At 51.6% G+C, this 23,424-nt stretch carries 15 protein-coding genes; 5 read left to right on the forward strand and 10 right to left on the reverse strand.

Features of this window, described 5'->3' with window-relative positions; all coding sequences use genetic code 11:
* Positions 1-110: 110 nt before the first annotated feature.
* From B051_RS0110545 to B051_RS0110560, 3 genes are all read right to left on the reverse strand, one after another.
* On the reverse strand, positions 111-1,625 hold the full coding sequence (locus tag B051_RS0110545) for a SpoVR family protein (RefSeq protein WP_018478168.1): 1,515 nt from the start codon (positions 1,623-1,625) through the stop codon (positions 111-113).
* 410 nt (positions 1,626-2,035) lie between these two features.
* Entirely contained in the window at positions 2,036-3,301 is a 1,266-nt protein-coding gene (locus B051_RS0110555) for a YeaH/YhbH family protein (RefSeq protein WP_018478170.1), read from the reverse strand.
* Positions 3,302-3,476: 175 nt separating this feature from the next.
* Positions 3,477-5,405, reverse strand: a complete 1,929-nt coding sequence (locus B051_RS0110560) for a PrkA family serine protein kinase (protein ID WP_018478171.1) — start codon at positions 5,403-5,405, stop codon at positions 3,477-3,479.
* A 1,291-nt stretch (positions 5,406-6,696) separates the two neighbouring features.
* Between B051_RS0110560 and B051_RS0110570 the strand changes: the two genes are divergently transcribed.
* Entirely contained in the window at positions 6,697-7,023 is a 327-nt protein-coding gene (locus B051_RS0110570; protein ID WP_018478173.1) for a hypothetical protein, read from the forward strand.
* 216 nt (positions 7,024-7,239) lie between these two features.
* A complete protein-coding gene (locus B051_RS0110575; protein ID WP_018478174.1) occupies positions 7,240-8,526 on the forward strand; it encodes a citrate synthase in 1,287 nt (428 codons plus the stop codon).
* A gap of 751 nt (positions 8,527-9,277) precedes the next feature.
* Here B051_RS0110575 and B051_RS0110580 read toward each other — a convergent pair.
* The 4 genes from B051_RS0110580 to lepA form a co-directional block, all read right to left on the reverse strand.
* A complete protein-coding gene (locus tag B051_RS0110580) occupies positions 9,278-11,206 on the reverse strand; it encodes an OmpA family protein (protein ID WP_018478175.1) in 1,929 nt (642 codons plus the stop codon).
* Positions 11,207-11,212: 6 nt separating this feature from the next.
* Positions 11,213-11,866 carry a 7-carboxy-7-deazaguanine synthase QueE gene (locus B051_RS0110585; protein ID WP_018478176.1) on the reverse strand — a complete coding sequence of 218 codons (654 nt, stop codon included), beginning with the start codon at positions 11,864-11,866 and terminating at the stop codon, positions 11,213-11,215.
* An 868-nt stretch (positions 11,867-12,734) separates the two neighbouring features.
* Positions 12,735-13,616 carry a bifunctional 5,10-methylenetetrahydrofolate dehydrogenase/5,10-methenyltetrahydrofolate cyclohydrolase gene (locus tag B051_RS0110590; RefSeq protein ID WP_018478177.1) on the reverse strand — a complete coding sequence of 294 codons (882 nt, stop codon included), beginning with the start codon at positions 13,614-13,616 and terminating at the stop codon, positions 12,735-12,737.
* 126 nt (positions 13,617-13,742) lie between these two features.
* Positions 13,743-15,527, reverse strand: a complete 1,785-nt coding sequence (gene lepA, locus B051_RS0110595) for a translation elongation factor 4 (protein WP_018478178.1) — start codon at positions 15,525-15,527, stop codon at positions 13,743-13,745.
* A gap of 173 nt (positions 15,528-15,700) precedes the next feature.
* Between lepA and B051_RS0110600 the strand changes: the two genes are divergently transcribed.
* Positions 15,701-16,261, forward strand: coding sequence for a DUF1003 domain-containing protein (locus B051_RS0110600; RefSeq protein ID WP_018478179.1), 561 nt, complete (start codon positions 15,701-15,703; stop codon positions 16,259-16,261).
* 77 nt (positions 16,262-16,338) lie between these two features.
* On the opposite strand, the gene B051_RS0110605 is transcribed toward B051_RS0110600, so the two are convergent.
* Positions 16,339-17,049 (reverse strand): LuxR C-terminal-related transcriptional regulator, encoded by a 711-nt coding sequence (locus B051_RS0110605; RefSeq protein WP_018478180.1) that lies wholly within the window; start codon positions 17,047-17,049, stop codon positions 16,339-16,341.
* Positions 17,050-17,352: 303 nt separating this feature from the next.
* Between B051_RS0110605 and B051_RS0110610 the strand changes: the two genes are divergently transcribed.
* Complete coding sequence (locus B051_RS0110610; RefSeq protein WP_018478181.1) at positions 17,353-20,739, forward strand: methylmalonyl-CoA mutase family protein; 3,387 nt, start codon at positions 17,353-17,355, stop codon at positions 20,737-20,739.
* Between the two features lie 152 nt (positions 20,740-20,891).
* On the forward strand, positions 20,892-21,047 hold the full coding sequence (locus B051_RS22440; RefSeq protein ID WP_018478182.1) for a hypothetical protein: 156 nt from the start codon (positions 20,892-20,894) through the stop codon (positions 21,045-21,047).
* Between the two features lie 107 nt (positions 21,048-21,154).
* On the opposite strand, the gene rnk is transcribed toward B051_RS22440, so the two are convergent.
* Positions 21,155-21,565: a nucleoside diphosphate kinase regulator gene (gene rnk, locus B051_RS0110620; protein ID WP_018478183.1), complete on the reverse strand. Its 411-nt coding sequence runs from the start codon at positions 21,563-21,565 to the stop codon at positions 21,155-21,157.
* A 1-nt stretch (position 21,566) separates the two neighbouring features.
* On the reverse strand, positions 21,567-23,123 hold the full coding sequence (locus tag B051_RS0110625; protein ID WP_033316776.1) for an FMN-binding glutamate synthase family protein: 1,557 nt from the start codon (positions 23,121-23,123) through the stop codon (positions 21,567-21,569).
* Between the last annotated feature and the right edge of the window lie 301 nt (positions 23,124-23,424).

The following is a 23,424-nucleotide window of genomic DNA, read 5'->3' on the forward strand; positions in this document are numbered from 1 at the left end:
CGTCCGGCAGAATTTACCGCCGGTTCCCGCTGCGCTCGTACCGCAGTGGCTAGGGTATAAGATTTCTCCTTTCGTCCAAATGACAGAAGCGGCAAGGAATGACTACTCTCCTACTTCACCTCAAAGGAGCTCTCGTTGATGCCCAGTTTATTTTTGGATTGCAACTCTACTGGGAAGCCCCAGAGATAGCGAATGTACTCCAGCGTCGCTTTGGCACTTTGCGAATCCAGCCGACGGTCCTTTTGGATGTAGTGGGTCAGGTATAGCTTACTGGTTTGGTGCAGGTCTACTTTGGTCACCTGTATGTTGGGCACATAGGAGGAACGGTCGTACTGGTGGCTCAGTTGCTCCCGTACCTTGCGGTAACCGCGCTCGTTATGGATGGCGCCAATCTCAAACTTTTCGTCGTTCTCGTTGTCGATGAGCGTAAAAAGCTTCATGTCGCGGATGACCTTCGGGGAAAGGTACTGCAGGATGAAACTGTCGTCGCGGAAGTTCTCCATCACATAGTGCACCTGCTCCAGCCAGTCCTTCCCAATTAGGTCCGGGAACCATAGCCTGTCCTCGGCGGTAGGCTGCTGACAGATGCGCTTGATATCCATAAAAATATTGAAACCCAAGGTATAGGGGTTGAGACCGGAGTAGTACTTGCTGTTGTACTCGGGCTGGTAAATCACACCGCTGTGGCTCTTGATGAACTCCAGCATGAAGCCATCGTTCACGTAGCCCTCCTCAAACATTTTGTTGATGATGTGGTAATGGACGAAAGTAGCAAAGCCCTCGTTCATCACCTTGGTGGCACCCTGTGGATAGAAGTATTGGGAGACCTTGCGCACTATCCGGATGATTTCGCGCTTCCATTGCGGCAGCGCCGGTGCGTACTTCTCAATAAAGTACAGGATATTCTCCTCCGGCTCCTTCGGAAACTTGTGCTCCTCCCCCAGCCCTGCAACAGGTATAGCGGGCGCTTTGGGGAGCGTTTTCCAGATTTCGTTGTAGTTTTCGCGCTTGACGGACGTCAGCATTTTCAGCCGTTCGTTTTCCTCTTTGGCCGATAGCTTGGAGGGTTTCTTGTACTTGTCTACGCCATGGTGCATGAGGGCGTGCGCCGCATCCAAAACCATCTCCACCTCCTCTTCGCCGTACTCCTCCTCGCACTTCAGGATAAAATCGCGGGCAAACACCATATAATCGACAATAGAATCGGCGGACGTCCAGTCCAGAAACATGTAGTTGTTGGCGAAGAAGGCATTATGGCCCTGGCAGGCATGGGCAATCACGAGCAGCATCATGCAGGTGGAGTTGTTCTCCATGTTGTAGCTGATGCAGGGGTTGGAATTAATGACCAGCTCGTATGAGAGCCCCATTCGACCCTTGGTATAGTTATTCTGGTTGAGCACGAAGTCCTTCCCGAATTTCCAATGCGGGTAGGAAGTCGGCAGACCGGTCAGGGCGTAGGCATCGAGCATCTGCTCCGAGGTCACAATCTCAATCTGGTTTGGGTAAGTCTTCAGCTTGAGGTATTCTTTTCCGATGCGGCCAATCACTTCGTCCGCCGCCTCCAGCGTCTGGTAATCCCAGTTGGGGTTGCAGAACATGGCCTTGTATTTCTCTTTGTCTGTCATGGCGTTTGAAAATGCATGTTCGATGAAAAAGTGTAGCGTCTTTGGGTTCAGCTACCCTCCTATTGCACGATTGACGTCCCCCTGCCCCCTTCGAAGGGGGAGTTTCTGCCGCTACTGTTCGTCACATAGAAGCGTTATAGCACATGAACACTGGCAGGTATAGCAAGGCATACTTACACCAGCAGCTACGGAGCAAAGACAACTGCCAGGTGCACCTAGTGGACGCTCCACTGTTCGAGCGTTCAGCGAGTTTGGAGCGTCTTGATTTTTTTGCCTACTTTTTTCATCAAGGAAAAAAGTAGGTGCCCGCCGCACAGGCGAAGCGATGGAACAACAACCGGACGCTGACAGCAAAAGCAGTTGCTACGAACTAAGGTATAGCATAGCTAAATCACACCTCCTGCTTGCGCTCACGCCTCTACCTCACTCCGTTTCCGAAACAGCCCTTGAAAGACCGGCCAAATCTCATACACTTCATAAATGTGCCTGATGGCGAAATTATCGTCGTTGCTGATGCGATTGTACGCCTGCCACAGGTCACTCTCCCTGTCCCTGCTGTTGATTTCGATGTAGGCCATATACTGGATGGATGGGAGTATTGTCTCCTGCACCAGGTTCTTGCATTGCATGGCATCCTGCTTCGACCAGACATCGCCGTCTGATGCCTGGCAACAGTACACGTTCCAACTCTGGTCATAGCGCTCGCGCATGATTTTGTCCATCAGTTTTAGAGAAGGCGCGACCACAGTGCCGCCGCTCTCGCGGGAGTTGAAGAACTCCTCTTCGTTCACCTCTTTGGCCTCGGTATGGTGCCTGATAAACACCAGCTCCACATTCTTGTACTGGCGCGTCAGGAAGATGTAAAGCAGCGTGAAGAAGCGCTTGGCAATGTCCTTCTCGTGTTGTCCCATAGAGGCCGACACATCCATGATGCAGAACATCACGGCTGAGGTGACAGGTATAGGCACCCGCTCAAAGTTGTTATAGCGCAGGTCAATGTCTTCAAAAAACGGAATAGTAGCGGCCTGCCGCCTTACCTTCTCAATTTCCACTTCCAGAGCTGCTCTTTTCAGCTCATCGCTGGTGTTGTCTAACTGCTCCAACAGCTTCCTGAGTTTTATTTCAAAAGCCCCCTTCAGAGCCAGTTGCCGCCCCAGCGACTGCTGAAAGCTGGTCTTGATGTTGAGCCGGGAAGGGACACTGTCGCGGGTATAGCCGGCCCGTTTCATCTCAAAGCTCTCGGTGCTCTCCATCATCTTCTTCACCAGGTTGGGCAGTTCCAGGTCATCAAAGAAATACTTCAGGAACTCTTCCCGCGACAAGACCACCGTAAACTCATCCTCTGTTACCTCCGGACTGTTGGAACCCTTGCCGTTCCCACTGCCCCCGCCACCGCCTTTGGGTTTGGGGATGCGGTCGCCTTCGCTGAAGCGATCGTTGCCGGGCTTCACCACCTGCTTTTTGCCGGTCTTGGCATCGTGCCGGAAGCTCGGCTCATCCAGACGGCGCACGGGTACCTTCACACTGCCGCCCGTGTTGCTGTCCTTGATGCTCTCCTGACTGATGATATCCGGTATGGCCTTCTTAATCTGGCTCTCCACCCGCTTCAGGAACTTCTGCCGGTTTCCGGTAGACTTCCCCTTGTCGTTCTTTCTCCTATCGATGATGTGGGACATTTGAGTTTTGGAGTTAAGAGTTGAAGTTCTGAGTCCAGAGTTCTGAGTATTGAGTCAAGTAGGAAGTAAGAGAAGCCATGGAATCAGCCTGCATAAAATGATTACACATAGCTTATAAACCATCAATCTACCCTAGTTACAACTCATACCTCGAGACTCAGAACTCGAGACTTTTTTAAGCCATTGTCTTTCTGACACGCATGAACCAGTCTACCAGGATTCGAATCTGCTTGTCGGTATAGCCGCGTTCCTTCATCCTTTTGGTAAAGTCCCTGTGCTTCTTCTCATCCTCCTCGTTTGATTTGGCATTGAAGGAAACCACTGGCAAGAGGTCCTCGGTGTTAGTGAAGATTTTCTTCTCGATGACGTTCTTGATTTTCTCGTAAGAATCCCATCGTGGGCTCTGCCCGCCATGGTTCGCCTTGTAGCGCAACGTAAAGTTGGTCACCTCGGAGCGGAAGTCTTTCGGGTTGGCTATACCTGCCGGTTTCTCTATTTTCTCCAGCTCTTCGTTGAGGATGCTCCTGTCGAAAATCTCACCTGAATCCGGGTCGCGATAGTCGTTGTTCTGCATCCAGTGGTCGGCGTAGATGACATACTTCTCAAAGATGTTCTGCCCATAGGAACTGTAGGATTCAATATAAGCCTTCTGAATCTCGTCAGAAATGAAGGCGGCGTATTTGCTGGCCAGCACCGACTTGATGAGGTGCAAATACTTCGACTCCGTCTCCGGTGGTAGCATCATCTTAATCACCTCCTGCTCCAGCACATACAGCAGGTGCACGGGGTTGGCGGCTATCTCCTCGCTGTCGAAGTTGAACACCTTGGATAGAATCTTGAAAGCGAAACGGGTAGAAATCCCTTGCATACCTTCGTTGATGCCGGCATCGTCGCGGTACTCCTGAATGGACTTGGCGTTCGGGTCTGTCTCGCGCAGCGTCTCGCCGTTGTACACCCGCATCTTAGAGTAGATGCTGGAGTTCTCCGGCTCCTTCAGGCGTGACATGACAGAGAATTCGGCCAACAGCTCAATCGTTTTGGGCGCGCAAGGCGCGTCGCGCAGCGAGCTGTCGCGGATAAGCTTTTCGTAGATTTTGATTTCTTCGCTTACGCGCAGACAGTACGGCACCTGCACCTTGTAGATACGGTCCAGGAAGGCCTCATTCTTCTTGTCGTTGAGGAAGCGTGACCACTCCGACTCGTTAGAGTGAGCGAGAATAATGCCGTCGAAAGGTATAGCGCCGATAGGTTCGGTGCCTTTGTAGTTCTTCTCCTGGGTAGCAGTGAGCAGTGGGTTGAGCACCTTGATGGGCGCTTTGAACATCTCCACGAACTCCAGCAAGCCTTGGTTAGCGAGGCACAATCCGCCGGTATAGGAATAAGCGTCCGGGTCGCTCTGCTGGTACTCGGCCAGTTTGCGGATGTCCACCTTGCCTACCAACGTCGAGATATCCTGGTTGTTCTCGTCGCCCGGCTCCGTCTTGGATATGGCAATCTGCTCCTGTATGGAGGGGTATAGCCGGATGACCTTGAAGCGGTTGATGTCGCCATCGTACTCGCGCAGGCGTTTGGAGGCCCATGGACTCATGCAACCCGGCACGTAGCGGGCTGGTATGTTGTACTCCTGCTCCAGTTCATCGGTATAGTCAGCGAACAAACCGAGTGGGCTCTCGAACACAGGGCTTATCTGGTCATCGGCCTTGAGCACATAGATGGGGAACTGCTGCATGAGGTGCTTCAGCTTTTCGGCCAGCGAGCTTTTTCCACCGCCAACCGGTCCCATCAGGTATAGGATCTGCTTTTTCTCCTCCAGTCCCTGCGCCGAATGCCGGAAGTAGGACACAATCTGCTCGATGGTGCTCTCCATACCATAGAAATCCTTGAAGGCAGGGTAAATCTTGATTTTCTTGTTGGAGAAGATTCTGCTCAGCACCGGATCCTGGCGGGTATCCACTATCTCCGGCTCCCCGATGGCATCCAGAATCCTTTCGGCGGGTTTGGCATACAGCTTCGGGTCTTTCTTACACTCCTCGAGATAGGCAGCTACTGTCATCTCGTTCATTGAAGCACTGTAATTGGTCTTTATCTTTTCTAAAATGTTCATAGGGTGTGTCTTTATAACATAGTCAGAATCATTTTATAAGTATAGAGCCATAAGCAGTATCTCAACTGGTGGGCGCGTAAGGGCTACTGCTAAGCAACTATGCTGGTCATCGAAAAACTGGCTTGTATCGGTTCTGTCATTTCATCAAAAAACGGAAAAACGTGCCGTTCTTGTCTATGCGCGTTTCAAATTGTCTGTCATTGATTTTCCATATCGGGTGCCGGCATGGTAAAATTTACCGTTGTGGATGGTGCGCAACGGCTTGGAAAGAGGCTTTGGAAAGAGTAGTGGTACCTGCTGCAACAGTACTTCCTTCCTATCGCCTGAAGTAGGGCACAGACAGAATTCGGTTTCTCGAGATTGCCTGGCTTGTACCCTATGTTATTCTATATGTATACGTAAAACTTTATTGGCCGCTATACCTTAGCCACAATCGTTTTGCATTTCGGCACAGGATGGAAAGCGGCTACATTGGAAACATTGCTTTCAATTTTAAAATTCAAAATCAACAATATTTTATACTAAAATCTTACAGCTGCATCTTTTAATAAGAATATAATTACGTACTAATCGGGGTTGAGAGCAACTGCAAGTGCGGTGTTATACCTTAAATCAGGCTTTGGTTACACTCGAACAGTCCAAATAAAATTCTAAAAATAACGTACCTTTAGCTAAACCATAAACCTATACCCATGGCAAAGTCACAAGACGCAAAAAAAGAAGCAAAGAAAAAGCCAGCTAAAACCACAAAAGAAAAGCAGGCTGCCAAGCAGGAGAAGAAAAAGAACAGCTACGATTAGGCTACTTTTCCAAGGCACATAGTAGTGGGACAGTCCGAAACGGATTAGACGCGCAACAACAGCAAAAGCTAGCGGCTTGATTTCTCAGTCGCAGCTTTTGCTTGCTTCGCTTGGTGCTTTCCTTCCACAACTGAGGTGTGGCTTTACCAATCAGTCGACGTTTCTCTATACCTCTGAATAGGTCGAGCTAGCCTTTAAATTAAATCACCGGAGCTATCTACATCATAATTGGATACTACTGAACTCGGAGTAACATGAGCTTTTGAGCACATCAATAAGTACGTGATGCCTTAGGTCGTTACAGGCGCTGTTCCTGAGTCAGGACGATGGCATCAAACTAAGGAAGGACATCGCTTCGCTGTAGGCACTTTACCCGCCTGACACACAATTCATGACAGGAGCAGGATTGCTCAAAAAACCAAAGCCTAAGCTCTCCCCGAAAACATTTAGGTAGTATACTTTCGTTACAGTAAACAGACAATCTGAAGCGCATGGCTAAACCAGACATGGAGAAGTGGGATGAGGAAAGGTATGTAGAACTGAACACGTATTTCAGAATTCGTATTCAAGGTATGGTGGACTCAGACCCTTACATCAAGGACCTCATTCAACAGGCACCCGGGCTGCAGTTGCAGGACCTGGTGGAACGTATGACGGAACAGGACCAGGGTCTTTGGGTGGAGTTTCTGGAGTTGGACCGCATCAAGCTTCACATAGACATGCAGAACCACCTCGAAGGCAGAGGCAAACCTTTCAGCCCAAGGACCGGGTTTGGCAGTAGCTCCCCCGACGAAGACGAAGGCTTCAGCACCTGGTGATGGCCCGTTTTGTCTAGGCGCTGATTGAAGTGCAATAGGCGGGCAAAAGCGAAAACTTTTTTTGACATCAACGTTTATACAGAGGTTGGGATGTCATCGCGGCTAAAACATTGTTTATTTACCATATATAAGCTCTTCCGCGTTTCATTTTATTACATTTTATACATAATTTCGCTCCAACAAGAGACACTATCAAGGACATAAAAAATCATACGCATGTCAGACCACGCTGAAATAATTTTAGAAGGAAAATCCTACAAGCTTCCAGTTGTTGTAGGTTCCGAGGATGAAAAAGCAATCGATATTTCTTCTTTGCGGGCTGAGTCAGGCTACATCACGCTAGACTCAGGCTATAAAAATACTGGTGCTACCACTAGCGCTATCACTTTTTTGGATGGTGAGCAAGGTATACTGAGCTACAGGGGCTACCCTATTGACCAGCTTGCCGAAAAATCCAACTTCATTGAAGTAGCCTACCTGTTGATTTATGGCACATTGCCAACCCAGCAGGAGTTGGATGACTTCAGCGGTAAAATCAAGATGCACACGCTCGTAAACGAGGACATGCGCAAGATTCTGGATGGCTTCCCGTCTACTGCGCATCCAATGGGCATCCTGTCGGCGCTCATCAGCTCACTCACGGCCTTCTACCCGGAGTCGCTTAACCCGAACCAGTCGAAGGAAGAGGTAGATTTGTCTATCATTCGTTTGATGGCTAAACTCCCTACCATAGCGGCATGGTCTTATAAGAACTCAGTGGGTCATCCGGTGAACTACCCTAAAAACAAGCTGGACTATTGCTCTAACTTCCTGCACATGATGTTCGCCTTCCCGACGGAAGATTACGAAATGAATCCGGTGGTAGTGGATGCACTGAACAAGCTACTGATTCTGCACGCAGACCATGAGCAGAACTGCTCTACATCTACTGTGCGTCTGGTAGGCTCTGCCAATGCCAGCCTTTACTCTTCTGTGTCTGCCGGCATCAGTGCCCTGTGGGGTCCGTTGCACGGTGGCGCCAACCAGGCGGTGATTGAGATGCTGGAGGCTATCAAAGCAGACGGTGGCGACTCTAAAAAATTCATTGCGAAAGCGAAAGACAAGGACGACCCTTTCCGTCTGATGGGTTTCGGTCACCGCGTCTACAAGAACTTCGACCCTCGAGCTAAGATTATAAAGAAGGCAGCTGACGAAGTATTAACAGCACTTGGTATAAACGACCAGATTTTGACTATTGCGCAGGAACTGGAGGAAGCTGCTCTGAACGATTCGTACTTTGTGGAGCGCAAGCTATACCCGAACGTTGACTTCTACTCCGGTATCATCTACCGTGCATTGGGTATACCTACCGACATGTTCACGGTGATGTTCGCGTTAGGTCGCCTTCCAGGTTGGATTGCCCAGTGGAAAGAGATGCGTGAGCAGAAAGAGCCTATTGGCCGTCCACGCCAAATCTATACTGGCGCGACAGAGCGTAATTACGTTCCAATGGAGCAGCGTTAGTCTGCACCGGTATCTTACCAGACGGGCCAGCTTCTTTATAGAAGCTGGCCCGTTCTTTTTAGGCATACCATCCGGCAGCTGCTATCCAATACATTAGTTATACTATGTTACATGAGAGTGGCAGGAGACTCGTTGCCATACCATAGTACTTGACGCACCCCTGCCCCTCCCATAAGCGGAATTTTCTTTCTGTCATTCCGACGAAAGGAGGAATCTGTTACCCTTTTGGCCGTACATCCAGCGCTAGCCCAGATGCGGCTTTTCTGAGGACGGCGAGGAAGGAAAATGTGGAGAACGCAAGATGCGGATTGGCTCGCATGGCTCACCGCCGGTTCCCGCTGCGCTCGAACCAGAGGCGGGCAGCGTAACAGATTCCTCCTTTCGTCGGAATGACAGAATAGGCGGATTGTGAGCAGGTATAGCAGACGAAAACTTTGTATAGGTTCAGGTATAGGTATAGCAAGGCATACTTACAACCTAGCCACAGAGCAGCAACATCAACCAGGTGCACCTAATGACACTCCACTATTCGAGCGGTCAGCGAGTGGGGTAGGTTCCTCGAAAAGGGAGCATCTTGACTTTTTGCTTGCTTTGGGGATAGGGGTCCTCGCTTTGTGTCAAGACAAAAAGTAAGGCCCGGCCATGGTAAGTTATACAACAAGGTCATGGTATGAAGCCTGAAGTAATAAAATATATTTAGATAGATGTTGCCCCTTCAGTTCAAAGCATACTACTAGAACAGAGCCATGGCCTACAACACCCGCATTTCAATGCGGCGGTTTTGGCTGCGGTTTTCTTCAGAAGTATTGGGTTTCACGGGTTTGCTTTCTCCGTGTCCGATGTGGGTGATGCGGTCTTTGCGCACACTGTTGCTGCTCAGGTAATCCACCACCGACTTTGCCCTTCGTTCGGATAGCATCTTGTTTGCCTGGTCTGAGCCTACATCATCGGTATGTCCGGATATCTCGATTCTAACAGATGGATTCTGGCGCATGAACGTAATCAGCTTGTCTAACTCTGTTTTGGAGTTGCGCTCTAGTTTGTATTGGTTCGTGTCGAAGAAGAGGTTGTTAAGGACAATGGCAGCCCCCGACTTGATGGGCTTCAGGTATACATCCAGCGCCAGCGGGCTCAAAGATTTGGGCGAGGTATAGTCAAAGCTCAGGCTGTTCATCAGGAAACCAGATGCCGAAACATAGAGAGCATACTGCCTGCCTTCGGAAAGCACCACGGTATACTCCCCTGACACCTCATCTGAATTTACCTGCTGCACCAGTGAATCGTTGGCCACATCATACAGCTGCACGACGGCACCCAAAGGTTTTTTTGTATCGGCATGGTATACCCGGCCCTGTGCGTAGGTACTGCTCACTTTGCTACGCCAGCCCATCGGTACGTCCAACTCATAAAGCTGTATGGTGAAAGCACCGGCCTCTGTCATTTCCTGGCGGGAGTAGTAGCCTTTCTGGTTGTCTGCCGTAATGAAGAGGGAGCCTTCGTCAGCATGGGTATTCAGCGGATAACCCATGTTCTCTGGCAGCGACCATTTGCTGCCAGGGCCTTGGCTGGTCATAAATACATCCAGTCCGCCCATACCTAGGTGGCCGTCGCTCACAAAGTACAAGGTGCTGCCACTCACATGGACAAACGGTGCCATATCGCGGCCTTTTGAGTTCACAGGTTCGCCCATATTTTCCGGTTTCAGCCACGAGCCGTCCTCGTTCAGGTAGGTTACCCAAATGTCTTCTTTCCCGATACCGCCGCCGCGGGTTGAGGTAAAGTAGAGCGAGCGTCCGTCGGCGGAGAGGCTTGGCTGCGAGTCCCAAGCTCTAGAGTTTACCACATTGCCCATGTTCTTGGGTTTGCTCCATTCATCTCCTTTGCGGAAGGAAATGTATAGGTCGCAATCGCCTTGGCTATCGGGACGGTTGCAGGAGGTGAAGACCAAGGTTTTGCCGTCGCCGGAAATCGTCGCAGCTCCTTCATTCGCAGGAGAGTTGATGGCTCCCGAAATGGAGGCAGGCGGGCTCCACGTGCCGTTCTGCTGCTGGCTCACATAAATGTTCTCGTCCTGGTCTGGCCGGCTTCCTGCCCGCGCCGTGAAGATGAGTTGCCGCTGGTCGGCTGTGGTGGAAGGGAAGTACTGGAGCTCGAATTTATTTATGTCGCCCGGCATCCGAACGGGATTGAAATTCACTGGTTTCTGCATGGCCTCTGCGGCAAACTCGGCGGACTGAATCTGCTGACGGGCAAAATCAACCATTTTGGCGTTTCGGGGCTTCGCCTTCAGGAAGGTCTCATAGTATTTGCGCGAATGTTCGTAGTCGCCCCGGTCGAAGTACAGCTCAGCCAGGTCAAAGTAATTGTTTGATTGAGCTGGGCTAAAGGGCAGCAATTCAAGCCCTTTCTGGAGGTTTTCGAACACGGCGGGCTTGTTGCCCATGAGCTTGTGCAGGTGCGCCGCCTTGACGTAGGCATCGCCGTAACGCGGGTCACGCTTGACAGCCTCACTCAGCATGCTGAGCGCCTTGTCGAAGTCCCGGGCTCGGGCGGCTTCATCGGCCTTGTAGAACAGACTCTCTGCTTTCCTGTTGTTGGTGCCTGACCTTCCGGACTGAGCCAAGGCGAAAGTCACTGTGCTCAAGATGAGGACAAGTGTGAAAAGCAGCTGTTTGAACATAAACTGTTACGGGATATCCATGTACTTATGTGTCTGCAGCGACACACGCCATTGGGGATTGTTTTTAACGTACTCAACTATCAGTGGCATCAACTGCCCGGCCTTGCTCCACTCCGGCTGCAGGTATAGCTTGGTGTTGGCTCCTACCCTGGCAGCATGTTCCTCAGCCCACGCAAAATCCGATTTGTTAAATATAATAACTTTTAGCTCATCTGCAAAAGGATAGACCGATGCATCCGGCGCTTTGAATTTTTTGGGTGAAAGGCATACCCAATCCCAGTGCCCACTGATGGGATAGGCACCCGATGTTTCAATATAGGTACGGATTCCGCGCTCCTGTAGCTGTGATGTCAGCGGGCCGAGGTTGTAGAGCAGGGGCTCCCCTCCCGTCACGACCACCGCCTTGCCTGGAAAGGCCTCCGCCATATGGACAATTTCCTCTACAGAAGTGAGCGGATGCAGCTCAGCGTCCCAGGATTCTTTGACATCGCACCAGTGGCAGCCCACATCGCAGCCTCCCAGCCGAATGAAATAGGCAGCCGTACCAGTGTTGGCTCCCTCTCCTTGTATCGTATAAAAAGCCTCCATCAGAGGGAGCTCGCTGCCGTCCTTGGGCACCGTATGGATTGAGGCGGTCTTGTATGCTTTTGCTGTTTCCAAATCTGTATTCCTTCCCCCATACCTGTTTTGAGGTATAGGGCTATCAAAAAAAATCGTGTAGGTATACCTGTGCAGGTATAGCCCTCTGCGAACCTGCAAAGTTAGTTAAAAAAGCAACAAGCCAAGCAAGCTGTTCCGTTCCGTTTCGAGACTGCGACTGCATTATCAGGATGAGTGGGTTTCGTCCAAGCCTTTAAAGGATTTGGTGGGACTTGGTTATTTGTCGTTGCTTTGTCAGCGTGCACGGTTAGTTGTTTCATCGCCAGCCCTGGTCGGGCGGGCCTTACTTTCCTCCTTGATGAGAATCGATGACCCCTACCCCAATGCAAGCAAAAGAAACAAAACGCTCCTTCCTCGGTGCCCCTATCCCCACTCGCTGACCGCTCGAACAGTGGAATTTCATTCGATGCACCTGACCCAAGCCATTGCTCTGTGGCTGCTGAGGAAACTCTCCCCCTGAGGGGAGTCAGAGGTGTATTAAGACTACACCTAAACTTCGCCTGCTATACCTGCTCACGCACTAATCATGCCTAGTCTGTCATTCCGACGAAAGGAGGAATCTCACGCCCTTCTTGCCGTGAATCCAGCGCTAGCGCAGATGCGGCTTTTATGAGTACTTCTGTAACTGTTCCGCATTTTCCACTGCCGGTTCCCGCTGCGCTCGAACCGGCGGGAGGTATAGCAACAGATTCCTCCTTTCGTCGGAATGACAAAAGAAGAAAGGAAATGGCAGAAACTCCATTTTCCATTTCCACCAGCGGGAGAAGGCCGCTAATCATCCTCTGCTTAAGAGGCTCACTTCACACCAAAGAAATGCCCTCACCTTGTCACAGGAGAGGGCATAGTAAAAAATTCTTCTGAGTGAATGTTAAGCGTAGACTTCTTTGCGGGCGGCTCGCAGGGTATTTTTCAAAAGCATCGCGATGGTAAGCGGACCAACGCCGCCTGGCACTGGCGTAATGTAGCTGCACTTCGGTGCCACGTTGTCAAAGTCCACATCGCCACGCAGCCTGTACCCTGATTTTCGGGAGGCATCCGGGACGCGGGTGGTGCCCACGTCTATGACCACGGCGCCTTCTTTCACCATATCGGCAGTCACCAAACCAGGCAAGCCAACTGCGGCGATGATAATGTCAGCTTGGCGGGTATGGTAGCTCAGGTCAGCGGTGTTGCGGTGGCAGAGCGTGACAGTGGCGTTGCCAGGATAGGCAGCCTTCGCCATGAGGATGCTCATAGGTGAACCCACAATGTTGCTGCGGCCTATCACTACACAGTGCTTGCCGTTTGTCTCGATGTTGTACCGCTCCAGCAGTTGCAGGATGCCATATGGGGTAGCAGGCAAAAAAGAAGATAAACCCGCAACCATACGGCCTACGTTTGCTGGATGGAAACCATCCACGTCTTTTTTAGGGTCTACCGCTTCCAGCACCTTCTGCGTGTTGATGTGCCTGGGCAGGGGCAGCTGCACGATAAAGCCGTCTATCTCATCGCTCTCATTCAGTTCGTGAATCTTGTATAGCAATTCTTCTTCGGTCACATCGTCATCGTAGCGCACCAGGGTAGAACCGAAGCCAACGCGCTCACAGGCAAGCACCTTGTTGTTCACGTACGTAACGGAGCCTCCGTCATTACCCACCAAAATAGCAGCCAGGTGCGGCACCTTGCCTCCGTTGGCTTTTATATCAGCTACCTCAGCAGCAATCTCTTGTTGAATGGCTTCCGATGTTCTTTTACCGTCGAGCAGAATCATTTTTATAGTTAAGAATTATGAGTTGAAAGTTATGACTTGTGTTAAGTAGTAGAAAAGTAGCTTCCTAAAACAGCTTGTAAAAGCGACAAGCCCCGGCGTGCTGGGGCACGTCGGGGCTTGATACTGTTAGTCGAGTTTGAGCACGGCTAAGAAGGCTTCCTGCGGAATCTCCACGTTGCCTACCTGGCGCATGCGTTTCTTGCCTTTCTTCTGTTTCTCGAGGAGCTTGCGCTTACGCGAGATGTCACCGCCGTAGCACTTGGCCAACACATTCTTGCGCAGGGCCTTCACTGTCTCGCGGGCGATGATTTTCTGACCGATGGCCGCCTGAATGGCTATTTCGAACATCTGGCGTGGGAGCAACTCGCGCAGCTTCTCACAAAGGCGTTTTCCCCAGTCGTAGGCCTTGTCGCGGTGCACGATGGCCGACAGGGCATCAACAGGTTCCCCGTTCAACATTACGTCCAGCTTCACCATGTTCGACTGGCGGAAGCCAATCAGTTCATAGTCAAGGGAGGCGTAACCGCGTGAAATGGTCTTCAGCTTATCGAAAAAGTCGAATACAATTTCCGCCAGCGGCATCTCGAACGAAAGCTCTACCCTGTCGCTGGTCAGGTATGTCTGGTTCTTGAGCACACCACGCTTGTCCATACACAACGTGATTATCGGCCCTACGAACTCAGACTTGGAAATAATCTGCGCTTTGATGAACGGTTCCTCAATGTGGTCGATATAGTTTGGCTCCGGCATCTCGGAAGGGGCACTTACCTTAAGCAAGGCGCCTTTGGTGGTGTGCACATGGAACTGCACCGAGGGCACCGTGGTAATCACGGTCATATCAAACTCGCGCTCCAGGCGCTCCTGCACGATTTCCATGTGCAGCATACCCAGGAAGCCGCAACGGAAACCGAAACCGAGGGCAGCAGATGTCTCCGGCTCCCATACCAGTGAGGCGTCGTTGAGCTGCAACTTCTCCATGGAGCTGCGCAGTTCCTCGTACTCGCTGGTTTCAACCGGGTAAATTCCGGCGAACACCATTGGCTTCACATCCTCAAAGCCCTGTATACCTTGTGCCGGTCGGTCCACATGGGTGATGGTGTCCCCTACCTTTACTTCTTTGGCATTCTTGATACCGGATATGAGGTAGCCCACGTTACCGGCAGACATCTCCTGGCGCGGCTCCTGGTTGAGCTTCAGCACCCCAATCTCGTCTGCCTCATAGGTTTTGCCGGTGTTGATAAACTTCACCTTCTCCCCTTTCCTCAAGGTGCCGTTGTAAATGCGGAAATATACCTCAATACCGCGGTAGGAGTTGAAAACTGAGTCAAAGATAAGGGCCTGAAGCGGAGCGGCAGGGTCGCCTTTGGGCGCAGGTATGCGCTCGCAGATGGCGCTCAGAATGGCTTCTATACCGATGCCCGCCTTACCGGAAGCATGGATGATGTCCTCTTTGTCGCAGCCAATCAGGTCGATAATCTGGTCCGATACCTCCTCCGGCATGGCGTGCGGCAGGTCAATCTTGTTCAGTACCGGTATAATCTCCAAGTCGGAGCCGATGGCCAGGTATAGGTTGGAAATAGTCTGCGCCTCTATACCTTGAGAAGAATCCACAATGAGCAACGCGCCTTCGCAGGCGGCAATGGAACGGGAAACCTCATAGGAAAAGTCGACGTGGCCCGGGGTATCAATCAAGTTCAGGACGTAATCCTCGCCCTTGTAATGGTAATTCATCTGGATGGCGTGACTCTTGATGGTGATGCCGCGCTCCCGCTCCAGGTCCATGTTATCGAGCAGCTGGTTTTGCATCTCGCGCTCCGCCACCGTGGAGGTGAACTCCAGCAGACGGTCTGCCAAGGTACTTTTACCATGGTCGATGTGGGCGATGATGCAGAAATTGCGAATGTTCTTCATAAATATCTATACGAAAAACAAAGTTAAGAAGAAAGTGGGTTTGTTGCTGCTTTCCGCACTCAAGATTTATCAGATTGGGCCCTATTCCTGCTCTTCCATACCTGTTCAATGTCTACATCCTGGCTGCTCCACGTGCCTTTTCCCGTATAAGACTTCACAATAGCTTACATTTTATGGCAGACAAACCAAGCATACAGACTGCCCCTGACCATGCAGGAAGCATGACGCAGGTGGTGGAACGCAATATAAAAGCCCTGTTGGAGCGGAAAAAGCAGGAAGACAGGCGAAGAACCGCCGAGAACCGGATAGCAGACGCCATCACCGGCTTTGTGGGGTCCATGACCTTTGTGTACATCCACATTGTCTTTTTCGGGGTCTGGATTCTCTGGAACACCGGAGCTCTGGGCTTGAAGCCTTTTGACCCTTCTCTGGTCATCCTGGCCATGGAGGCCTCTGTGGAGGCTATCTTCTTGTCAACCTTCGTACTAATCAGCCAGAACCGGATGTCGGCACAGGCCGATAAGCGCGCGGAACTGGACCTGCAGATAAGCCTGCTGACGGAGCATGAAGTGACACACCTGATTAAAATGGTACGGGCGATTGCCCAGAAAATGGAAATTTCGGAGTCAGATGACCCGGAAATAGACGAACTGGAGAAGAACGTGGCACCGGAGAAGGTCATGGACTCCATGGAAAAGCACCATGAAAAAATAATACGCCAAAATCCCTCTTAAGCAATCGTGCTCCTGGTCGCCATAGGGCTCAGCCAGGGGCACGAATGTTTTTATAGATTGATTGGGCTGAAGTTACTCTACCCCAAGCCGGCTTCTTTGGCCAATGACACCAAATCGGCTACGTTGGCCGTGCCTAGCTTTTGTTGTATATTTTTGCGGTGCGTGCTTACGGTGTTGGTGCTGATGTAAAGTTTGTCAGCAATGGCTTTGGTGCTCAGACCCTGGCATACTAGGCTCAGCACTTCCAGTTCCCGCTTGCGGAGCCCCTTAATCAGGAGCCTGTTCTTCAGCTTCAGGTTTTCGCGGAGCGCCTGTATGAGCTGTTCCTCTGTGTTCATGCGCGGGCTCATGTCCACGTCCACGCATAGCAGTTCCTCCACTTTTCCCTCCGAGCTCTTCCCGAAAGCCTTGGCCCAGCCCATGAACCATTTGTACTCCTGCTGCTCCCGGTGCTTGGCCCGGAAGACTCCTCCAAATTCTGCCCCGTCAAACTGCTGGTAGTGGTCGATGCTTTCATCAGGTATAGCCTGGTCCTCAGGGTGCACAATGTTATACAGGTACTCCATACCGCCCATCTTCCGAATCTCCTCCAAGGTATAGCCCAATGATTCCTCGTTCGTCCTGTTACACCAAATCACACCCTCCTTCAGGTTAGAGATGTAAATATTGGCTGGCACTTCGTGCACCACCCTTTCCAGAAATGCGCATTTCTCGCTTAAATCCGCGAGTTGCTGCTCTAGTTCGCGCAGTCTCTCCCCGCTGGTAACAGATAATTTTTCGTCAGGCATAGAAAGTATAGACAGATTCACAACCGTGGCTGCAAAATCATGTAAGCTTAGTAAATGCTTCGTATGAGGTATGAATGTCTAAATATACCAAATGCTATCTAAAAAACCATACTTCTTCTTGCTTGTATGAACAAACCCATACCTGAGACACCTTGGGCAGAGGCAAAGTGTTAACCACGCGGGTAAGTTTTTCGCATAGTAACAGTCAGGCTATACCTAACTGCTACATCCTCCTATCCTTCCAATTCTGTCTTAAAATTGACTATATTCGCATCAAATTTGAAAAATCCTTGTTAGTAACCTATGCAACTTACTACAGTAGAACCATACAAGCCTGTCAACCATATCCGTATCGTGACAGCAGCCTCATTGTTTGACGGCCACGACGCGGCCATCAACATCATGCGCCGCATCATTCAGGCCTCCGGCGCGGAGGTGATACACCTCGGTCACAACCGTTCGGTGCAGGAGATTGTGGACTGCGCCATACAGGAAGATGCGCAGGCTATCGCCATCACCTCTTACCAGGGTGGCCATATCGAGTATTTCAAGTACATGCACGACCTGCTCCACGAGCGCGGCTGTGGCCACATCCGCCTGTTCGGTGGCGGCGGCGGTGTGATTCTGCCTTCTGAAATTGAGGAACTGCATGGGTATGGCATCGCCCGTATCTACTCCCCTGACGACGGACGCGCCATGGGCCTGCAAGGTATGATTAACGACATGCTGCAGAAGTGCGACTTCCCAACGGGCAAAGACCTGAATGGAGAAGTAAACCACCTGCGCGACAAAGACCCAAAGTCCATTGCCCGCCTGATATCTGCTGCCGAGAACTTCCCGGAGGAGGCCCGCAGCATCCTGAACCAGGTGAAGGAGCAGGCGAAAGAAGTGAAAACCCCGGTGCTAGGTATAACCGGTACTGGCGGCGCCGGCAAGTCGTCGCTGGTGGATGAACTGGTGCGCCGCTTCCTGATGGACTTCCCGGAAAAGAAAATCGCCATCATCTCCGTGGACCCTTCTAAGCGCAAGACAGGTGGAGCCTTGCTGGGTGACAGAATCCGTATGAACTCCATTTCCAACGAGCGGGTGTACATGCGCTCGCTGGCTACCCGCCAAAGCAACCTGGCTCTGAGCAAATATGTGCAAGATGCTGTGGACATCGTGAAGGCAGCCGACTTTGACCTGATTATCCTCGAGACATCCGGTATAGGCCAGTCCGACACGGAGATTATCGAGCACTCGGATATGAGCCTGTATGTGATGACGCCGGAGTATGGGGCCGCCACCCAACTCGAGAAAATCGATATGCTGGACTTTGCTGATGTCATCGCCCTGAACAAGTTTGACAAGCGCGGTGCACTCGACGCCCTGCGTGATGTAAAGAAGCAGTACAAGCGCAACCACCAGTTGTGGGAAGTAAACGATGACGAGATTCCGGTATTCGGGACCATCGCCTCTCAATTCAACGACCCGGGCATGAACCAGCTATACCGTGCTGTGATGGCGAAAATCTCGGAGAAGACAGGTATAGCATTTGCCTCCAACTTACAGACTTCCAAGGAAATGTCGGAGAAGGTGTTCATCATCCCTCCTGCCCGTACCCGTTACCTGTCCGAGATTTCGGAGACCATCCGCAACTACGATAAATGGACGAAAGACCAGGCCGAGGTAGCCCAGAAACTGTACGGTATCCGCAAGTCTATTGAAGCAGTGCAAGGTATAGTCCTAGAGGACAAAGAGCGTTTGGTAAAGCAGCTGGAGCAGGCGTATGCCGAAGTGGAGCTGAGCCTGGACGGCCAGAATAAGAAAATCCTGGAGAACTGGAAAGAGAAAGTACAGGCCTACAAAAATGAGTTCTATATCTTCAAGGTACGCGATAAAGAACTGAAGATAAAGACCCACACCGAGTCGCTGTCGCACCTGCAAATACCGAAAGTATCTACGCCACGCTACGAGGCCTGGGGTGACTTGCTGAAGTGGAACCTGCAGGAGAACGTGCCGGGTGAGTTCCCTTATACAGCCGGTGTGTTCCCATTCAAGCGCGAAGGCGAAGACCCTACCCGTATGTTCGCGGGCGAAGGCGGACCGGAGCGAACGAACCGTCGCTTCCACTACGTGAGTTTAGGAATGCCAGCCAAGCGCTTGTCTACCGCTTTTGACTCCGTGACGTTGTACGGCGAAGACCCGGATTACAGACCAGACATCTATGGTAAAATCGGTAATTCTGGCGTGAGCATCTGCTGCCTCGATGATGCCAAAAAACTTTATTCCGGCTTCAACCTGGCCGACCCGATGACTTCGGTTTCCATGACCATCAACGGCCCGGCTGCTATCCTGACCGGCTTCTTCATGAACGCCGCCATTGACCAGCAGTGTGAGCTGTACATCAAAGAAAACGGCCTGGAAGAGGAAATCAATCAGAAGATTGAGAACATCTACCAAAAGAAAGGCGTGGAGCGTCCACGCTATCAGGGCGAACTGCCCAAAGGCAACGATGGTCTGGGCCTGATGCTGTTGGGCGTGACCGGCGAACAGGTACTGCCGGCAGAGGTATACGAGCCTATCAAGACCCGCACACTGGCAGCAGTACGCGGTACGGTGCAGGCCGACATCCTGAAAGAAGACCAGGCGCAGAACACCTGCATCTTCTCCACGGAGTTCTCGCTGCGTTTGATGGGTGACGTGCAGGCGTACTTTATCGACAAGAACGTGCGCAACTTTTACTCGGTATCTATTTCCGGTTACCACATTGCAGAGGCGGGCGCCAACCCGATTTCTCAGCTGGCCTTCACGCTGGCTAATGGCTTCACCTTTGTAGAGTATTATGTGAGCCGCGGCATGGACATCAACAAGTTCGCCCCTAACCTGAGCTTCTTCTTCTCCAACGGCATCGACCCCGAATATGCGGTGATTGGTCGTGTGGCCAGAAGGATTTGGGCAAAGGCGATGAAGCACAAGTATGGCGCCGATGCCCGTTCGCAGATGTTGAAATACCACATCCAGACGTCCGGCCGTTCGCTGCACGCGCAGGAGATTGATTTCAACGACATCCGTACCACGCTGCAGGCACTGTATGCCATTTACGACAACTGCAACTCGCTGCATACCAACGCCTACGATGAAGCGATTACTACTCCGACGGAGGCTTCTGTTCGTCGTGCCATGGCGATTCAGCTTATTATCAACCGGGAGTTAGGTCTTGCCAAAAACGAGAACCCGCTGCAAGGCTCCTTCATCATCGAAGAGCTAACGGATTTGGTGGAAGAGGCCGTATTGCTGGAGTTTGACCGCATCACAGAGCGTGGCGGTGTGCTGGGTGCCATGGAAACCATGTACCAGCGCGGCAAGATACAGGAGGAAAGCCTATATTATGAGACGCTGAAGCATACCGGCGAGTATCCGATAATCGGCGTAAACACCTTCCTCTCCTCCACCGGCTCCCCTACTGTCATTCCACAGGAGGTGATTCGCGCTACGGAGGAAGAGAAGCAGTACCAGATAACCATGCTGCAGTCGCTGCACCAGCGCAATGCAGATATTTCAACTGAGATGCTGAAGCGGATACAGCAGGTGGCCATCAACAACGGCAACATCTTCGAGGAGATGATGGAGACGGTGAAGTTCTGTTCACTGGGGCAAATCACGAATGCCTTGTTTGAAGTAGGCGGCCAATACCGCCGAAACATGTAACCGCTACCACAATAGCACGATTAACCAGACATTTAAGAAGTGACAAAGGCCGGGCGAGAGTTCGGCCTTTGTCTTTATACCTCTTGATAACCAATGGCTTCTAACACCTAAACTATACCGAGCCGTATACTCAACCATGTAACCCCACGACTATGGAAAAAGACCAACTCACAACACTGCCTGTCATTTTATTGGGAACTACCCTCCTGCTGTTGGGAGCGGCCACCTACCTATACCTGAGTACCCGCATCGAAGAGGAAGACATAGACTTCGACCTATGGGATGAGGATGTCAGTGACTATGCCTGACACAAAAAGAGCGGCCCGCTACACCTGATAGTATAGCGGGCCGCTCTTTTTACGTCATCATGCGGTAGCCAGGTTTTGACGATACCTGGCCACAGCACATGGAACTGCTATAGGTTGTAATTGCCTGCGGATTCCGGCTGGAATGTTACCTTCTCAATCTTGTAGTGAATGGTTCCGGATGGTACCGGCCACTCCACCTCGTCGCCTTCCCGGCAACCAAGTATGGCGGTGCCCACAGGGGCGAAAATAGATATCTTGCGGGCGTTCACATCCGCCTCTTTCGGGTATACCAATGTAATCTCCATTTCTTTGCCACTCTGCAGGTCGCGCAGCAGCACACGGGAATTCATAGTCACCACATCGGCCGGAATTTCTTCTGAGGCTACACGCTTGGCGCGCTTCAGCTCCTCGCCGAGTTTACCGATGTTGGCAGGAGCTCCTGCTCCCTGCCGCTGCAGTTGTATCAGGTCCACCAGGCGCTTGTAGTCCAGTTCCGTTAAATAAATCACATTTTCCATATTAATTGAGCACATAGTTCCGACTGATTTGGCTGGGCAAAGCGTTCGACGGGAAGTAAAGCTCCTGAAAGCTCACGCTCCTGCCCTGCTCCACACGTCTGAAAATTTTATCCGGCGTAATCTGTTCCAATCCGGCAAAGCCGCAGGCCTCCATCACCTCAATGGTCGACTTGATGGTGTTGCCATGGAAATTGGCCACCCGCACCCGCTTCTCCGCCACATCCAGTCCGCTGTACAGGTGCTTGTCCTGCGTGGCTATACCTACCGGGCAACGACCGGAGTCGCACTGCAGCGCCTGGATGCAACCCAGCGCGAACATCATCCCCCGGGCGCTGTAGCAAATATCGGCTCCCAATGAAACCGCCTTGATGATATCGACACCCGTTATTATCTTGCCTGCCGCAATGAGTTTTATCTCATCACGCAACCCGTACTTCTGCAGCATGTTCTGCACAAAGGCAAGGGCATCGTAGAGCGGCATACCTAGGCTGTCTGTGAACTCCAATGGCGCAGCGCCGGTGCCACCCTCAGCTCCATCTATGGTGATGAAGTCCGGGTAGATTTGGTTGTGCATCATCTCCTGGCACAGGCGTTCAAACTCCTGCTTGTTACCAATACACAGCTTGATACCGATAGGCTTTCCTTCAGACAGCACCCGCAATTTTTCAATATAAAGCAGCATCGTGAACTGGTCCTGGAAAGCCGAGTGCGCGGGCGGAGAAGCCACAGTAGTATACGGTACCACTTTACGGATAGCCGCGATTTCAGGTGTATTTTTGGCAGCTGGCAATATACCTCCATGGCCCGGCTTGGCACCCTGCGATAGCTTTATCTCCACCATCTTGATGTTGGGGTGCGCCACCTGCTCCCGGAACAGCTGCTCCGAGAAGTTGCCGTCCTTGTCGCGGCAGCCAAAGTAGCCGGTACCTACCTGCCATATCAAATCCCCGCCTCCTTCTATATGGAAAGGACTCACGCCACCCTCGCCGGTGTTGTGCGCGAAGCCGCCCAGTTTGGCGCCGGCGCTCAGGGCGGTCACAGCGGTTTTGCTCAGCGAGCCGTAGCTCATAGCGGAAATGTTGTAGATGCTGGCGCTGTAGGGCTGGCGGCAGCGGCTGCTCCCCACTGTCACGCGCAGGTCCTGCTCCCGCACATGCGCTGGGAACATGGTATGGGCTATCCATTCAAAGCCCACCTCCTGGCTATTGGCCTGCATACCGAATGGCACCGTCTGGCGCACGTTCTTAGCGCGCTGGTAAACCACAGAACGCTGGCGGCGGCTGAATGGCTTGCCATCCAAATCAGACTCAAAGAAATACTGGCGCAGCTCCGGGCGGATGCTCTCGAAGAAGTAGCGCAGGTAACCCACTAGCGGATAGTTGCGCAGAATGGTGTGTTTGCCCTGCCGTATATTGCGCAGGTATACCAGGTGCAGCGGCACAATAGCGACCAGCAGCCACAGGTACTGCCGCTCAAACACCGATAGAAACAATGTGATAAGATAAGCTGCTAGAAAGGCATACCCCATGGTTTGCCTCACACTGACATGACTTGCCATAATTCAATAAGGAAAATGTTAAGGATTTTTACTCTTCAGGCGTTTCCGGAATTGTCTGCCTTGGTCAAGTGATGAACGCTGCAGGCAACCCCGGAGTACTAGTTGAAGGCTTTGGGGGAGGTGAAAAAATGCAGGCAATAGCCGTTCAGCTCATCACGTAAGGACACGTGATGAGAAGCCGCCACCAATCCAGAAAGGGGGGCTGCCCATAACAGAGCGCTGATACTTCTAAAAGGCCTCATATCTTTTTGACACTGCAAAGGTATAGGAAAGAAACTGACAATACACCACCTTCCGCATT

This window comes from Pontibacter roseus DSM 17521 (genome assembly GCF_000373265.1).
Classification (GTDB): domain Bacteria; phylum Bacteroidota; class Bacteroidia; order Cytophagales; family Hymenobacteraceae; genus Pontibacter; species Pontibacter roseus.

Excerpts from the sequence above, each read along its gene's own strand:
- B051_RS0110590 (WP_018478177.1), bottom strand. The coding sequence starts at position 13,616 with ATGATTCTGCTCGACGGTAAAAGAACATCGGAAGCCATTCAACAAGAG.
- B051_RS0110610 (WP_018478181.1), top strand. The coding sequence starts at position 17,353 with ATGCAACTTACTACAGTAGAACCATACAAGCCTGTCAACCATATCCGT.
- rnk (WP_018478183.1), bottom strand. The coding sequence starts at position 21,565 with ATGGAAAATGTGATTTATTTAACGGAACTGGACTACAAGCGCCTGGTG.
- B051_RS0110575 (WP_018478174.1), top strand. The coding sequence starts at position 7,240 with ATGTCAGACCACGCTGAAATAATTTTAGAAGGAAAATCCTACAAGCTT.
- B051_RS0110560 (WP_018478171.1), bottom strand. The coding sequence starts at position 5,405 with ATGAACATTTTAGAAAAGATAAAGACCAATTACAGTGCTTCAATGAAC.
- B051_RS0110600 (WP_018478179.1), top strand. The coding sequence starts at position 15,701 with ATGGCAGACAAACCAAGCATACAGACTGCCCCTGACCATGCAGGAAGC.
- B051_RS0110545 (WP_018478168.1), bottom strand. The coding sequence starts at position 1,625 with ATGACAGACAAAGAGAAATACAAGGCCATGTTCTGCAACCCCAACTGG.
- B051_RS0110570 (WP_018478173.1), top strand. The coding sequence starts at position 6,697 with ATGGCTAAACCAGACATGGAGAAGTGGGATGAGGAAAGGTATGTAGAA.
- B051_RS0110555 (WP_018478170.1), bottom strand. The coding sequence starts at position 3,301 with ATGTCCCACATCATCGATAGGAGAAAGAACGACAAGGGGAAGTCTACC.
- B051_RS0110580 (WP_018478175.1), bottom strand. The coding sequence starts at position 11,206 with ATGTTCAAACAGCTGCTTTTCACACTTGTCCTCATCTTGAGCACAGTG.
- B051_RS22440 (WP_018478182.1), top strand. The coding sequence starts at position 20,892 with ATGGAAAAAGACCAACTCACAACACTGCCTGTCATTTTATTGGGAACT.
- B051_RS0110625 (WP_033316776.1), bottom strand. The coding sequence starts at position 23,123 with ATGGCAAGTCATGTCAGTGTGAGGCAAACCATGGGGTATGCCTTTCTA.
- B051_RS0110605 (WP_018478180.1), bottom strand. The coding sequence starts at position 17,049 with ATGCCTGACGAAAAATTATCTGTTACCAGCGGGGAGAGACTGCGCGAA.
- lepA (WP_018478178.1), bottom strand. The coding sequence starts at position 15,527 with ATGAAGAACATTCGCAATTTCTGCATCATCGCCCACATCGACCATGGT.